The sequence below is a fragment of the Actinokineospora sp. genome (assembly GCF_050699995.1).
Classification (GTDB): Bacteria; Actinomycetota; Actinomycetes; order Mycobacteriales; family Pseudonocardiaceae; genus Actinokineospora.
Genome location: NZ_JBOHGC010000657.1, coordinates 1 through 13872, shown reverse-complemented (window position 1 = coordinate 13872; position 13872 = coordinate 1). Strand labels below are relative to the sequence as shown.

Annotated in this window: 13 protein-coding genes and 2 pseudogenes; 14 read left to right on the top strand and 1 reads right to left on the bottom strand. The window is 70.9% G+C overall.

Going from position 1 to position 13872, the window contains the following annotated elements:
* Positions 1-30 precede the first annotated feature (30 nt).
* From ACRDSQ_RS31910 to ACRDSQ_RS31890, 5 genes and pseudogenes are all read left to right on the top strand, one after another.
* Positions 31-378 (top strand): hypothetical protein, encoded by a 348-nt coding sequence (locus ACRDSQ_RS31910; RefSeq protein WP_431426281.1) that lies wholly within the window; start codon positions 31-33, stop codon positions 376-378.
* A 99-nt stretch (positions 379-477) separates the two neighbouring features.
* On the top strand, positions 478-1584 hold the full coding sequence (locus tag ACRDSQ_RS31905; protein ID WP_431426280.1) for a PLP-dependent cysteine synthase family protein: 1107 nt from the start codon (positions 478-480) through the stop codon (positions 1582-1584).
* Positions 1581-2817, top strand: a pseudogene (locus ACRDSQ_RS31900) (MDR family MFS transporter). Before ACRDSQ_RS31905 ends, ACRDSQ_RS31900 begins: the two are co-directional and overlap by 4 nt.
* 276 nt (positions 2818-3093) lie before the next feature.
* Positions 3094-3561 carry a PaaI family thioesterase gene (locus tag ACRDSQ_RS31895; RefSeq protein WP_431426278.1) on the top strand — a complete coding sequence of 156 codons (468 nt, stop codon included), beginning with the start codon at positions 3094-3096 and terminating at the stop codon, positions 3559-3561.
* A complete protein-coding gene (locus ACRDSQ_RS31890) occupies positions 3558-3932 on the top strand; it encodes a YchJ family protein (RefSeq protein WP_431426276.1) in 375 nt (124 codons plus the stop codon). Before ACRDSQ_RS31895 ends, ACRDSQ_RS31890 begins: the two co-directional genes overlap by 4 nt.
* A gap of 1 nt (position 3933) precedes the next feature.
* Here ACRDSQ_RS31890 and ACRDSQ_RS31885 read toward each other — a convergent pair whose 3' ends face one another.
* Positions 3934-5097: a PucR family transcriptional regulator gene (locus ACRDSQ_RS31885; protein ID WP_431426275.1), complete on the bottom strand. Its 1164-nt coding sequence runs from the start codon at positions 5095-5097 to the stop codon at positions 3934-3936.
* 93 nt (positions 5098-5190) lie between these two features.
* Between ACRDSQ_RS31885 and ACRDSQ_RS31880 the strand changes: the two genes are divergently transcribed.
* The 9 genes and pseudogenes from ACRDSQ_RS31880 to ACRDSQ_RS31840 all read left to right on the top strand — a co-directional run.
* Positions 5191-6252, top strand: a complete 1062-nt coding sequence (locus ACRDSQ_RS31880) for a ferredoxin reductase (protein ID WP_431426273.1) — start codon at positions 5191-5193, stop codon at positions 6250-6252.
* 12 nt (positions 6253-6264) lie between these two features.
* A complete protein-coding gene (locus tag ACRDSQ_RS31875; RefSeq protein ID WP_431426271.1) occupies positions 6265-7395 on the top strand; it encodes a fatty acid desaturase family protein in 1131 nt (376 codons plus the stop codon).
* Between the two features lie 71 nt (positions 7396-7466).
* The gene (locus ACRDSQ_RS31870; protein WP_431426269.1) at positions 7467-8789 is read left to right on the top strand and encodes an MBL fold metallo-hydrolase; all 1323 of its coding nucleotides are present in this window, start codon (positions 7467-7469) and stop codon (positions 8787-8789) included.
* Positions 8786-9676 (top strand): sulfite exporter TauE/SafE family protein, encoded by an 891-nt coding sequence (locus ACRDSQ_RS31865; protein WP_431426267.1) that lies wholly within the window; start codon positions 8786-8788, stop codon positions 9674-9676. Before ACRDSQ_RS31870 ends, ACRDSQ_RS31865 begins: the two co-directional genes overlap by 4 nt.
* Before the next feature lie 82 nt (positions 9677-9758).
* Positions 9759-10214, top strand: coding sequence for a hypothetical protein (locus tag ACRDSQ_RS31860; RefSeq protein WP_431426265.1), 456 nt, complete (start codon positions 9759-9761; stop codon positions 10212-10214).
* On the top strand, positions 10211-12100 hold the full coding sequence (locus tag ACRDSQ_RS31855) for a SecDF P1 head subdomain-containing protein (RefSeq protein WP_431426263.1): 1890 nt from the start codon (positions 10211-10213) through the stop codon (positions 12098-12100). Before ACRDSQ_RS31860 ends, ACRDSQ_RS31855 begins: the two co-directional genes overlap by 4 nt.
* A gap of 118 nt (positions 12101-12218) precedes the next feature.
* Positions 12219-13031 (top strand): alpha/beta hydrolase, encoded by an 813-nt coding sequence (locus ACRDSQ_RS31850; RefSeq protein ID WP_431426262.1) that lies wholly within the window; start codon positions 12219-12221, stop codon positions 13029-13031.
* Positions 13032-13157: 126 nt separating this feature from the next.
* Complete coding sequence (locus ACRDSQ_RS31845) at positions 13158-13478, top strand: hypothetical protein (RefSeq protein ID WP_431426260.1); 321 nt, start codon at positions 13158-13160, stop codon at positions 13476-13478.
* Positions 13430-13642: pseudogene (locus ACRDSQ_RS31840) on the top strand (alpha/beta fold hydrolase); the annotation flags it as partial. The gene ACRDSQ_RS31845 and the pseudogene ACRDSQ_RS31840, both read left to right, overlap by 49 nt.
* Positions 13643-13872 lie beyond the last annotated feature (230 nt).

Below are 13872 nucleotides of genomic sequence, written 5' to 3'. Positions count from 1 at the left end.
TGTCTGGTTCCGGCTGATACCTTCGTATTCGTGGCCACACAGCTGACTCTCGCGCGGCGGCGCGGTCTGTGGCCGGGCATCGCCATGCTGATTTCCGCGCTGCTCGTCCTCGCGGTCGCCCTGTGTCCGCCTCACCGGGACGGCGTCGCCGCCGGGCGGATCGCGGTCGAACACCACCTCGACGGGTGCGATGTCGCCGCCCACGGGCAGCACGTCCCCGAACTGACGACCGCGGCCGCGGTGCACCAGAGCGAGCCCGCGGTCACGGTGTTCTCGACCGCCCTCGCCGAACCCTGGGCCGCGAACGCCCCCTGCGTGCCATTACCCAGGCCTTCTGGTCGCGCGTTACTCGTCGAAATCTCGGTCGCCAGGTCCTGACAGCGCCCCCGGCTCGGTCCCGCCACGCGTTTCGCACGTGGCAGGTGATCCGGCCGGTCATGGCCCCTTGCTGAGGACACATCGCGAATCGAGAATTCGATGACTGACATTCTGCGTGCGCACGCGAACACGGCACAGCACGTCAACCCCGCGGCTGCGACCTGCCTGACCGCCGCCAACGCGGTGGGCAACACGCCCGTGCTCTGGATCGACCGCCCGCTCAGCCCCGCGGGCCGGGGCTTCTGGGCGAAGCTCGAAGGCTGCAACCCCGGCGGGATCAAAGACCGCCCCGCCCTGCACATGGTCACCCAGGCGCGGGCGCGCGGCGGCCTCGCACCCGGCGCGACCATCGTCGAGTCCACCAGCGGCACCCTCGGCCTCGGCTTGGCGCTGGCCGGGATCGTGCACGGGCACCCGGTCACCCTGGTGTCCGACCCGGGGATGGAGCCGATGATGCACCGGCTGCTGCGCGCGTATGGCGCGCGGGTGGAGACGGTGACCGAGCCGCACCCCAAGGGCGGGTGGCAGCAGGCGCGCAGGCAGCGGGTGCGCGCCATCCTCGACGCGGTCCCCGGCAGCTATTGCCCGGACCAGTACAACAATCCCGACAACGTCGCCGCCTACGCGCCGCTCGCGATGGAGCTGCTCGCCCAGCTCGGCCGCATCGACGTGCTGGTGTGCTCGGTGGGGACGGGCGGGCACTCGGCGGGGATCGCGAAGGTGCTGCGCGGGTACTTCCCGCACCTGCGGCTCATCGGCGTCGACACGGTCGGGTCGACGATCTTCGGCCAGCCCGCGGGGACCCGGCTCATGCGCGGACTGGGGTCGAGCATCCACCCGCGCAACGTCGACTACGCGGCGTTCGACGAGGTGCACTGGGTCGCCCCCGCGGAGGCGGTCACAACGTGCCGCACGCTGGCTTCGACCCACCACGCGGGCGGCGGCTGGAGCGTCGGCGCGGCCGCCCTCGTGGCGGGCTGGGCGGCGCGAACGCATGACCCGCACACGCGCGTGGTCGCGGTGTTCCCGGACGGGCCGCACCGCTACTTCGACACCGTCTACAACGACGATTACTGCGCCGCACACGGGCTTCTCGACTCCCCCACACCCGCCGACCCGGACGTCATCGCGAGTCCGACGGACCGGGTGGTCACCCGCTGGACCCGCTGCACCGCCGTGTGCGCGCCTGAGGCGGCGGGCGCATGACCGGCGTGCTGCGCGAGTACCGGTCGTTCGGCAGGCCGGTGCGGTTGATGGTGCTCAACCAGTTCACCATCAACCTGGGTTTCTACATGCTGAGCCGTACCTCGCGATGCACCTGTCGGGCGAACTCGCGCTGGCCGGGTGGCTGGTCGGGCTGATCCTCGGGGTGCGCAACTTCACCCAGCAGGGGATGTTCCTGATCGGCGGCACCCTCGCCGACCGGTTCGGCTGCAAACCGCTCATCGTCGCCGGATGTGCTTTGCGCACAGCGGGTTTCGCCCTCCTGGGCGTCGTCGACACGGTCCCGGCGTTGATCATCGCCTCGGCCGCCACCGGCTTCGCGGGGGCGTTGTTCAACCCCGCCGTCCGCGCCTATGTCGCACAGGACGCGGGTCCGCGCCGGGTCGAGGCGTTCGCGTTGTTCAACGTCTTCTACCAGGCGGGAATCCTGCTCGGCCCGGTCGCCGGCCTCGGCCTCACCGCCGTGGACTTCCGGCTGACCTGCCTGGTGGCCGCCGGGGTCTTCGCGGTGCTGACGGTGCTGCAGATCCGGTCCCTGCCTCGACAGGCCGCGCCGCCGCGCTCGGAGGTGCGGGTGACCAAGGTGTGGCGGTCGATCCTGGGGAACCGGCCGTTCCTGCTGTTCTCCCTGGCGATGGTCGGCTCGTATGTGCTGTCGTTCCAGGTGTATCTGGCCCTACCGTTGGAAGCCCGGCGGGTGATGGGCCCCGGCCCGGCCGGAACCGCCGTGGTGACCGGGTTGTTCGCCGTGTCCGCGGGTCTGGCCGTGGCGGGTCAGCTGCGGGTGACGGCGCTGTTCAAGCGCAGGTTCGGCCCCAGCGGAAGCCTCGTCGCAGGCTTGACCCTGATGAGCGCCGCGTTCCTCCCGCCCGCTTTGACGTCGGGCTCGGGCGCCGGGGCCACCGTGGCGGCCCTCCTGACAAGCGCGATCTTGCTCGCCTTGGGCACGACGGTCGTGTTCCCGTTCGAGATGGACACGATCGTCCGCCTCTCCGGCGACCACCTCGTCGCCACCCACTACGGCCTGTACAACACCGTCGTCGGCATCGGTATCCTGCTCGGCAACCTGTTCACCGGCACCGCGTTGGACCTGGCCCGCACTGCGGGTTGCCCGCCTTGCCCTGGCTGGCGCTGACCGTGATCGGAACAGCCTGCGCCTGCTACGTATACCGCCTCACCCGCACCGGGGTGGACTGCCTCACTCGGGCAGGGTGAGGCACTCGACCGTTCATCCGGCCTTCACCCACTTCTGGCAACCAGAAGTGTCGATCAGCTCGCCCGCCCGAATCGTGATCGTTCCTGGACCTCCCTCTCCACTCCGATGCGTCTGAGGGTCGCGTTCCGTGAGACGCCCGTTACCGGCATAGGCCAACCGAGTGAACCGCCGGAAAGTCCCAAGTGGACGGATATCGCCCTACACGGACCCCACCACAGGGCCACCACCTGCCCCGTGAGAAAGAATGGGCCGGACCGGGACGAGTGGAGAAGGCCATGACGCAGCGTGACGACTTAGGGATCAGCATTCAGGAGCGGCTGTATCCCGACTTGCCGTGCTTCGGCTGCGGCCACGGCAACGACAAGGGCCTCAAGCTGCGCAGCTACCCCGCCGACGGATTCGTGACGGCCGAGTTCACGCCGTGGCCAGAGCACGACAACGGGCTCGGCTACCTCAACGGCGGCATCATCGGCACCGTCCTGGACTGCCACTCGGCGGCGGCGGTGATGTTGGAGGCGGACCGGCGGGGCTGGCCGCCGCTGCCGGGCGCCGCGCTGTCGTATGTGACAGCCGGTCTGTCGGTGCGCTACCTGCGGCCCGCTCCGCTGCGCGAGACCGTCGGGCTGCGCGCCACGGTGATCGAGGCGGCGGAGGCGGAGATGACCGTGGAGGTCGAGCTGACCTGGGACGGCAAGACCCGGGCTGCCGCGACCGCGCTGTGGAAGCGTTGGCGGCCGCGGTGACCCGCTGTCCCTGCGGAACCGGCGAGACCCTCGACGCGTGCTGCGGCAGGCTGCACTCGGGAGCGGCCAAAGCCGCCACCGCCGAACAGTTGATGCGCTCCCGCTTCAGTGCGTTCGCCGTGGGCGATGAGGCATACCTGTTGTCCTCATGGCATTCCTCGACGCGCCCGCGAGAAATCGACCTCGACCCGGCGCAGCGGTGGACCGCCTTGGAGATCGTCGGCAAGACCCGCGGCGGGCCTTTCGACACCGAGGGCACGGTCGAGTTCCGCGCCCATTATCGCGAAGGCCGAACCACCGGCGTCCTCCACGAGAACAGCACCTTCGCCCGGGAGAACGGGCATTGGGTGTACGTCGACGGCATTCACTGAGTCAACGCGCGGCCAAAGCAAGGGTGAGCTCCAGGACCGTGCGCGGGTCGTCGAGTTTCTCCCCATACAGTTCGCGGAGCTGGCCCATCCGGTAGCGCACGGTTTGCGCGTGCACGAACAGGTCCGCCGCGATGTCCTCGCGGCGGCCGTGGTGCAGCAGCCACGACCGCAGGGTGTCGGTCAGCTTCTCCGCCGTCGTCGGCCGCAGCGCGCGGATCGGGGCGAGGACACGGGCCCGCAAATCCTCCAGCGCACCTTCGTCGGCCCGCACCACCAACTCCGCCAAGTGCTCGTCCGAATCCCCGGCCAGGCCCAGCCGCCAGGCTCGCAGGGCGCGGTCGTAGGACGTGCGCACCTGAAGCCATTCGCGGGTCGGGCCGACGAACGCGTCCGTGCGCCGAAGCGCGCGCAGCAACGTCGACCGAGTCACGTCGGGAACCAGGAGCGCACCGACCTCGTCCTCCAGCCCGGGGACGTCCTCCGCGGGCTGCAACGTCCGCGCGTCGAGCGGCGTCAGGGCCTTGCGCAGCTGATCCACCGGGACGAGCACCGCGGTCAGCGTCTTCGGCGGCGGCCACTCGGCGCGTTCGGCGGCGGCCAGGACGGCGTCGGCGGGCGCCCCGGTCAGCAGGGCGTGGCTGAGCCGTTCCAGGTGCCGCTGCCGGACCCGGCCCGTCGTGGCCAGTTCGTCGGCGTGCCCGGCGACGCTCGCGGCGGACAGCTCATCGATGTAGGCGAACACCAGCTCCGCGAACTGGGCCAGCGCACCCGCGTCGAGCCCACCTTCCAGCGCGGCGGCGGCAAGCTCACGCCAGGACACCCGAGCACCGACGCGGTACGCGGCGAGCAGCGCCTCCATCGACCGGCCGCTGCGCGCCTCACCGCGCCCGAGGTCCCGGGCCGCGTCGACCGCGGGCCCCATCGGGGTGTTCGGGTCGGCCCCCTTCGACCGGGAGGCCAGGTCAAGGAAACGGCCGAGCGCCAGTTGGACGGCGCGCTCGATGTTCGCGCCCATCTTGCCGCTGAGCGCCCCGGTGTAGCTGGGCACCTCGACGATGATCGCGGCCACCGTCAGCTCGGCGATCGACGGCAGCCGTGCGCGCAGGACGGCTTCGGCGTCGGCGGACAGTTCGAGGTCGGACACCTCACGTGGCCCTTGCGGCATGCGTACCTCTTTGTTCACAGGGAACAGTTTTCCAGGCCCGATTCACCCCTACTGGTCAGGACTTTACGCCGTACGAGCCAGCAATATTGAAGTATGACCTCGACCGTGCCGCGACTGCGCGACCGGCTGCTGCGACTCGCCGAACTGGCGACGACCCCGCTGGTGCCCAGCGACTACCTCGACCTCCTCAGCCCGCTGCGTGCGGGTGCTGACCTGCGCGGACGCATCGAGGAGCTGCGTCCCGAGACGCGCGACGCGGTCACCCTGGTCATCCGCCCCGGCCGCGGCTGGCGGCCGCACAGCCCGGGTCAGTACGTCCGCATCGGCGTCGACGTCGACGGCGTGCGCCAGTGGCGGGCCTACTCGTTGACCTCCCCGGCCGACCGGGCCGACGGCCGCATCACCGTCACGGTGAAGGCGATCCCGGACGGCGTCGTCAGCAACCACCTCGTGCGCCGGGCTCGGCCCGGCACGGTCATCCAGCTCGACCAGGCCACCGGCGACTTCGTGCTGCCCGCGAAGCGTCCGGAGAAGGCCCTGTTCATCACCGCGGGCAGCGGCATCACCCCGGTGATGGGCATGCTCCGCTCCGCGCTCGACGACCTGCGCGACGTCGTGCTGGTCCACTCCGCGCCGAGGTCGGAAGACGTGATCTTCGCGAGTGAGCTGCGTGCGCTGCGCGGCCGGATCACGCTGATCGAACTGCACACCGACACCGACGGCATGCTCGACGTCGCAGACCTCGGCAAGCTCGTCCCGGACTTCGCCGAGCGCGAGACCTGGGCGTGCGGCCCCACCGGCCTGCTCGACGCGTTGCAGGCGCACTACACCGAGCGCGACCTGACGTTGCACACCGAGCGTTTCCGCCCGACCGTCCTCGTCACCGGCGACGGCGGCACGGTCACCTTCGCCAACTCCAACACCGTCGTGGAAACCGACGGCACCGGCCCGCTGCTCGACGCGGGCGAGGCCGCGGGCGTCCTCATGCCGTCGGGCTGCCGCATGGGCATCTGCTTCGGCTGCGTCGTGCCGCTGCGCGAAGGCGCGGTGCGCGACCTGCGCAACGGCGCGCTGACCACCGCCGCCCCCGGGGACGGCGTCCGTATCCAGACCTGCGTCACGGCCGCCGCGGGCGACTGCACAATCGAGCTGTAGAGGAACACCGCCATGACCGCACTCACGGCCACCCGCCGCGGCCCCATCGACCACCTGAGCGCCGAGGACATCGAGCTGCTCGGCAAGGAACTCGACGCCATCCGCCAGCACATCCTCGACTCGCGCGGCGAGCGGGACGCGGCGTACATCCGCAAGGTGATCGACGCCCAGCGCAAGCTGGAGCTCACCAGCCGCGGCATCCTGCTGTTCTCCCTGTTCCCGGCCGCGTGGCTGGTCGGCACCGCCGGTCTCGGGATCGCGAAGATCCTGGAGAACATGGAGATCGGCCACAACGTCATGCACGGCCAGTGGGACTGGATGCGCGACCCGAAGATCCACTCGACCACCTGGGAGTGGGACAACGCCTCGCCGTCGGCGCAGTGGAAGCACTCGCACAACGAGCTGCACCACACGTACACCAACGTCATCGGCAAGGACAACGACCTCGGCTACGGCATCATGCGCGTGGACGAGGACCAGAAGTGGCACCCGATCTACCTGGGCCAGCCGCTGTGGAACTTCGTCAACGCCTGCATCTTCGAGTACGGCATCGCGGCCTATGACCTCGAGCTGGGCAAGAACCTGCACAAGCGGCGCCGCAACAACCCGGACTTCCAGGCCCGGCTGAAGCACGCGCTGCGCAAGATCCGCGGCCAGATGACCAAGGACTACGTCATCCACCCGCTGCTGTCGGGCCCGTCGGCGCTCACCACGCTGACCGCGAACCTCACCGCGAACCTGATCCGCAACCTGTGGACGCACTCGGTGATCATGTGCGGCCACTTCCCCGAGGGCGTGCAGACGTTCTCCAAGAAGTCCATCGACGGCGAGACCCGCGGCGAGTGGTACCTGCGGCAGATGCTCGGCTCGGCCAACATCTCCGGCGGCCCGCTGATGCACCTGATGACGGGCAACCTGTCGTACCAGATCGAGCACCACCTGTTCCCTGACCTGCCGAGCAACCGGTACCAGGAGATCGCCCCGAAGGTGCAGGAGCTGTTCGAGCGCTACGGGCTGACCTACGTCAGCGGCTCCCTGCCCAAGCAGGTCGCGTCGGCGTGGGGCAAGGTCATCCGCCTCTCGCTGCCCAACGACCTGCTGGCGAAGCTGGGCAAGCTCACGAAGAGCGCCAAGACCGCGTAGCACGGAGCGACTTGTCCCGACGACCCGCGAACCCTTAGTGTCATTTGTACCGACATTTAAGGGGGCGCGGGTTGACCAGACTCGTCTTCCAGCAGTTCTACCTCGACTGCCTCTCGCACGCGTCCTACCTCATCGGCGACCGCCACAGCGGTCGAGCCGTCGTGGTGGACCCCCAGCGCGACATCGGCGGCTACCTCGAAGCCGCGAAGGGCCTGCGGATCGAGCGCGTGATCGAGACCCACGTGCACGCCGACTTCCTCTCCGGGCACCTCGAACTGGCCGAGGCCACCGGCGCGACGATCTCCTACGGCTCGGCGGCGAAGGTCGACTTCCCGATCGAGCCGCTCGACGACGGCGCGAGGATCTCGCTCGGCAAGGTCGAACTGGAGATCATGCACACCCCCGGCCACACGCCGGAGTCGATCTGCGTGGTCGTCCGCGAACATCCCGACGAGCCCCCGTACGGCGTGCTGACCGGCGACACCCTGTTCATCGGCGACGTCGGGCGGCCCGATCTGCTGGGCGCCAACGGCTGGTCGGCCGAGGACCTGGCCAGGGCGCTCTACCGCTCCACCCGCGAACGCCTGCTCACCCTGCCCGACGCGACCCGGGTCTTCCCCGCCCACGGCGCGGGCTCCGCCTGCGGCAAGAGCCTGTCCACGGACACGACCAGCACGATCGGCGCCCAGCGGGCCACGAACTACGCGCTGGCGCCGATGAGCGAGGACGAGTTCGTCCACGCCGTGTGCGACGGCCAGAGCATCGCCCCGATGTACTTCGCGTTCGCCTCGCACCGCAACCGCGAGAACCGGCCCACGTTCGACGAGACCCTGCCGGTCCCGGTCGTCGACACGCTCGACGGGGTGATCGTGCTCGACACCCGCGACCCGGACGACTTCGCCCGAGGCCACGTCGCGGGCGCGATCAACGTCGGCCTCGACGGCCGGTTCGCCGACCTGACCGGCCAGGTCCTGCGCTTCGACGAGCCGATCGTGCTGGTCAGCGAGCCGGGACGGGCCGAGGAGGCCCGCAACCGGCTGGCCCGCATCGGGTTCGACCGGGTGCTGGGCCGATGGGACCAGCCCGGCGACGTGACCACCCGGCGGGTGAGCCCGTCGGAACTCCTGCGCACCACCGCCCGCGTGGTCGACGTGCGCGCCGCGGGTGAGGTCGAGTCGGCCGGAGCCATCCCCCGCGCGGTGCACATCCCCCTTCCCGAACTGGTCAAGCGGCTCGACGAACTCGACCCAGCTGAGCCCACCGTCGTCTACTGCGCGGGCGGTTTCCGCTCGTCGGTAGCCGCATCGGTGTTGCGGGCCAACGGCTTCACCGACGTGGCGGACCTGGCGGGCGGCTTCACCGCCTGGCTGGACGCCCAGGTGGAGACGGTGTGAACACGGTGCTGCTCGCGTTGACCGCGGGCGCCGTCATCGGCGTCGCGCTCGGCGCCCTGGGCGGTGGCGGCGGAGTGCTGGGCGTGCCGGTGCTGATCTACCTGCTCGGCCTGGACCCGGCCAGTGCGGCCACGGCGAGCCTGCTGGTCGTCTCGGTCACGTCAGTGACGGCCCTGGCCCGGCACGCGCACAACGTACACTGGCGCACGGGCGCGGTCTTCGCCGCCGCGGGCCTGCTACCGGCGGTGGGCGCGGCGACGCTGGCCGAGCACCTCCCCCGGTCGATCCTGACCGGCGTCTTCGCCATGATCGCCGCCGCGGCGGCATTCGCCCTCGTCCGCGCTGTCCCCGACGACGAAACACCCGGCTTGCTTGGTGGCATGAGCCGAACGGCGGCCGACACGGGAGCACCGAACCCGAGTTTCCCGCAGCGGCTGACCGAAAGTGACACCGCGGGCGCGGACCGCGGTAGCCCGATCATCACTGCCACCCAACGGCCGCGGGCCGGAACCGGGCGGGCCGTGGTCTCCGGCGGCGGACTGGGCGCGATCACCGGCCTGCTCGGCGTCGGCGGTGGGTTTCTCGCGGTCCCCACCCTGGTCACCGTCATGCGGCTGCGGATGCGCGCCGCCGTCGCCACCAGCCTGTTTGTCATCGCGGTCAACTCCGCCGCCGCCCTGGCCACCCGGCTGAGCACCACCGCCCCCGCGCTGGACTGGGCCGTGCTCGGCCCGTTCGCCGGGGCCGCGCTCCTCGGCGCGTGGGACGGCAAACGCTTGTCCGCCAAGGTGTCCGAGACGACCCTGCGCAGGCTGTTCGCGGTCCTGCTGTTCGGTGTGGCGGCGTTCATGCTGATCGACTCCGTGATCAGGCACGTCGCGCGATAACGGCGTGTTCAGTCGGTCGCCTGCGGTAACTTCGATCTCCCGGGGCGGCCACCACGCCCGTCCGTGTCCGACTGGAGAGCCGATGGTCCCCTCCGCGCGCGAACTCGCCCACGAACTCGTCGAAACCCTTGCCCCCGAGGAACTTCCGAGCTTCGCCCTGGTCGCGGAGCCCTACCTCACCGACCCGCGGCGGGCCGAGAAGCAGTTGCGCGACCACGACGACCCGATGGGCTTCGGTCTCGGCGACGCCCTCGCGATGGCCACTCCGGTGATCGCCCTGGTGTCCGGCAGCGTCGTCACCGCGCTGTCGGACAGTGTCGCCGCGTCGGTGCGCGACGCGGGCGGCAAACTCGTCCGCAAGCTCACCCGAAAGAAACCCGTGGAACTGCCCCCGGCCAAGGAGTGGACGTCCGAGCAGCTCGACGAGATCCGCGAGGTCGCCCTCGCCAGGGCGTTGGACCTGGGCATGAAGAAGGCCAAGGCCGAGACGCTGGCCGACGCCCTGGTGGGTGCGCTCTTACGCCGCCGCGACAAGTGACCGCGCCCAGACGGGTGGACCCGCGGGTCCTGCCTTCTGAGACCGGCTGGCTGCTGGCCCTGCTGGCCGCGACCGTCCTGGTCAACGCCTGGACGATGGCCGCCTTCCTGGCCGACCCCGGCGGCGACGGCAGTTCGGGCACCAAGCCGCTCAACAACCTGGTCATGCTCCTCGGCCCGGGCCTCGCCCTGCACGTGATGATCGGCCAGACGCGGGCCCGCCGGTCGGTTCCGCTGGCCGATACGCCGTTCCGTGAAGCGGCCAAAGTGATCGGCGGCCTCGTCGACCAAGCGGACCTCACCCATCCGCCGCAGGTCCGGCTCGACCGGAAGGCAGGCGCACGCGGGTTCGTCTTCGGCGTAGTGAACAACCCGTACCTCGTCCTCGGCCCGGAACTGCTGTCGTTGTGCGCCATGGGCGAGCGGCGCCGCGCGGTGTTCGAGGCGGTCATCCGGCACGAGCTCGCCCACCTGCGCGCGGGCGACCTGCGCTGGTACAGCGTCGCCGCCGCGCTGCGGTTCACCAACGCCTTCTCCGCGCTGTGGGCCGTTTTCGCCGTTTCCCTGAGCCTGGCGTTCGACCAGGCGACCGGCGGCCAGGTCGCCGACTCGCTGATCCGGCTGGCCGGGCTGGTCCTGCTCGCCGAGCTGATCGCCCGCACTTTCCTGCGCGTGCGCGAACACCACGCCGACCTGAGCGCCGCGGACAGTGGGACGGCGGTGGTGATCGCGGCGGTCGCGGGTGGCTCCGACGTTCCCGCTGCCCGCCACTGGCTGCGCAGGCATCCCGGCGGGCAGGCGCGGGTCGCGATCCTGGAGAAGTCCGGTGTCGTGCTGGCGGGTGGCCCCGGCCAGCTGTTCCTCGGCGCCGCGACCGCCGGTGTGCTGCTCGCGGCGCTGTACCGGGCGGTCGACGATCCCGCACTCGCCGGGCTGACGGTCGGCATTCCGCTCGCGTGGTTCTGCGCGCTCGTGCTCTGGCGCTCGGCGTGGCACACGGTGTCGACCGACGAACGGACCAACCCGCTCGCGTTCGCCGCCGCCTTGTTCACCGGCCTGGTGATCGGCAGCAGGCTCGCCCCGCTCGGCTCCACACCCGCGATCCCCTTGTCCCCCATGCTTCTCGCGGCGTACGCGGTCGGCGCGACTGGGCTGTGCCTGTGGCTGCACGCCCTCGGCCTGGCACGCGCCCGCCGAGACCCCGGCGCGGCGCGGCTCGATCGGTTCCTCTACGGCGCGGGGCTGTGCGTCGCGTTCGTCGGCGGCTGGCTGTTCAGCACGCTGGCCGCCGGTGTCACGGTCACCCCGTGGGCGGTCTTGGCCGTCGCCGTCGTCGGGGGCTCCTTGGCCGCCCCGCACGTGCTCACCCGCCGCTCCACTCTCGCCACGAGGCTGGTCGCCGCCGGGGCGGTGATCGCCACGGTCGTCGCGATGGTGCTCGTGTCCCGGTGGACCGCGCCGAAGCCGTCCGACCTCGAGATCCGGGCGGTCGACACCGGCCGCGACGCAGCGGGCTTCGCCTGTCCCACCGGCGAACTCGGCCCCGCCGACCCCACGCTTGCGCTGACCGCGTGCTCGGTCGACGGCACGGAGAAGTACGCGTTGGGGCCGGTCGAGCTGACCTCCGACGACGTCGTCTCCGTCGAACCGGGCGTCGCGGAGAGCGGCCACGGCCGGCTCACCGTGACGTTCACCGAAGCGGGCACCGCACGCTGGTCGGACCTCACCGGCCGCCACGTCGGCAGGCAGCTGGCGATCCTGGCAGGCGGCCGGGTCCTCGTCGCACCGACCGTCCACGAAGCCATGCGGACCGGCACGATGGTCATCTCCGGTGACTGGACGGTCGCCCAAGCCCGAGACCTGGCAAAGGTCATCAACGGCATGTGAGTGACCGCCATACCGAAGTGATCATCATGTCGACCCGACACATTGACCGTCGGACCGGCCGGGGGCAGGGTTCGCCTACCGGGCCACACAGTGGTGGCCCGCCGATTCGGGAGGCCGCATGCCGGAGCTGACCCCAGTGCCCGTGGCGGGCGGCGACCTGACCGTCGCCACCTGGGGCGACGGCGGTCGCCCGGTGCTCGCGATCCACGGCATCACCGCGTCGCACCTGGCGTGGGCCGAGGTCGCCCGGCTGCACCAGGGTCGGGTCATCGCGCCGGACCTGCGCGGCCGGGGTGGCAGCGCCGGGCTGCCCGGCCCGTTCGGGATGGCCGCCCACGCCGAGGACTGCGTCGCCGTGCTGGACGCGCTGGGCGTCGAGCGGGCCACCGTCGTCGGTCACTCGATGGGCGGGTTCGTCGCGGCCACCCTCGCCCAACGCCACCCTGCACGGGTGCACAACCTGATCCTCGTCGACGGCGGCGCTCCCCTGCCCGACGTCGACGTGGACCTCGAAACCCAGCTGGGTCCGGCGATTCAGCGGCTATCGATGCGGTTCGCCTCGGCCGAGGAGTACCGTGACTTCTGGCGCGCACACCCGGCCTTCGCCGACTGGTCGCCCGCCATCGAGTCCTATGTGGACTATGACCTGACCGGCACGCCCCCGAACCTGCGCAGCCGGGTGAACGCCGACGCCGTTCGCGCCGACTTCCGGGACCTGCACACGAAATCGACCGCGTTCGACGCCGTCCCGGCGGGCACCGTGTTCCTGCGGGCCGAGCGCGGACTGTTCGACGAGCCCACCCCGCTCTACCCGCACCCCGAGGAGTTCGCCGACCGCGTGCGCGTTCGGACGATCTCCGGGACCAACCATTACACGATCCTGTTCGGTTCGGACGGCGCCCACGCCGTCGCCGCCGAACTCGTCCCCTGACACCCCGGAGACCATCGATGCGCGCGATCCTCGCCGTACCCGGAGCTGTCGATCACGCCGACCGCGGGCTGGGACGCCTACCCGGGGCAGCGGCTGATGCTCAAGCGGTGGGACGGAGTCCACGGGGTGAACACGTCCACACAGGACTGGTACACGACGTACTACGGCGGGCAGGGCGTGCACACCGCGGGGCCCGGCATCCAGGCGGCGGCCGACGCGAGATCGCTGATCGCCACCATACAGGGCGCCCCCACTCCGAGCGCGGTCCCGGTGTACCTGTTGGCCGGAGGCGCGGCGAACATCCACCACGACGGTGAGTTCGGCCAACCACCTCCAGCTCGGCTGGGCGTCGGCGACGATGTCCCAGGTCGCGACCTGGCTGTCCTGAGAGGACCGACATGCTGCTCGACGGTATCACCGCGCGCCGGGTGCTCACCGACCGGCTGACCGTGAACGTGCTCGAACTGCCCGACCGCGATGGCGACCCGGTGGTGTTCCTGCACGGCAACGTCTCATCAAGCCTGTTCTGGCAGACCACGATGCTCGGGCTGCCCGCGGACCTGCGGCCGATCGCGGTCGACCTGCGCGGCTTCGGCGACACCGACCCCGAGCCGGTCGACGCCACCCGCGGTCTGAGCGACTACGCCGACGATGTGCCGGCGCTGATCTCGGCGCTGGGGAGAGCTCTATGTGGCCCTCACCCGCGCCACCCAACGCCTCGGCGTGCTGCACCAGGGTCCGCTCCCTCAGTCCCTGACCTGACTCGCCGCAACGGGGACACCAGCCGAGGCGGGCAGTCCACGGTAGCCGGCGATCGGCGTGGCGGCCGCCCCTCCGACCC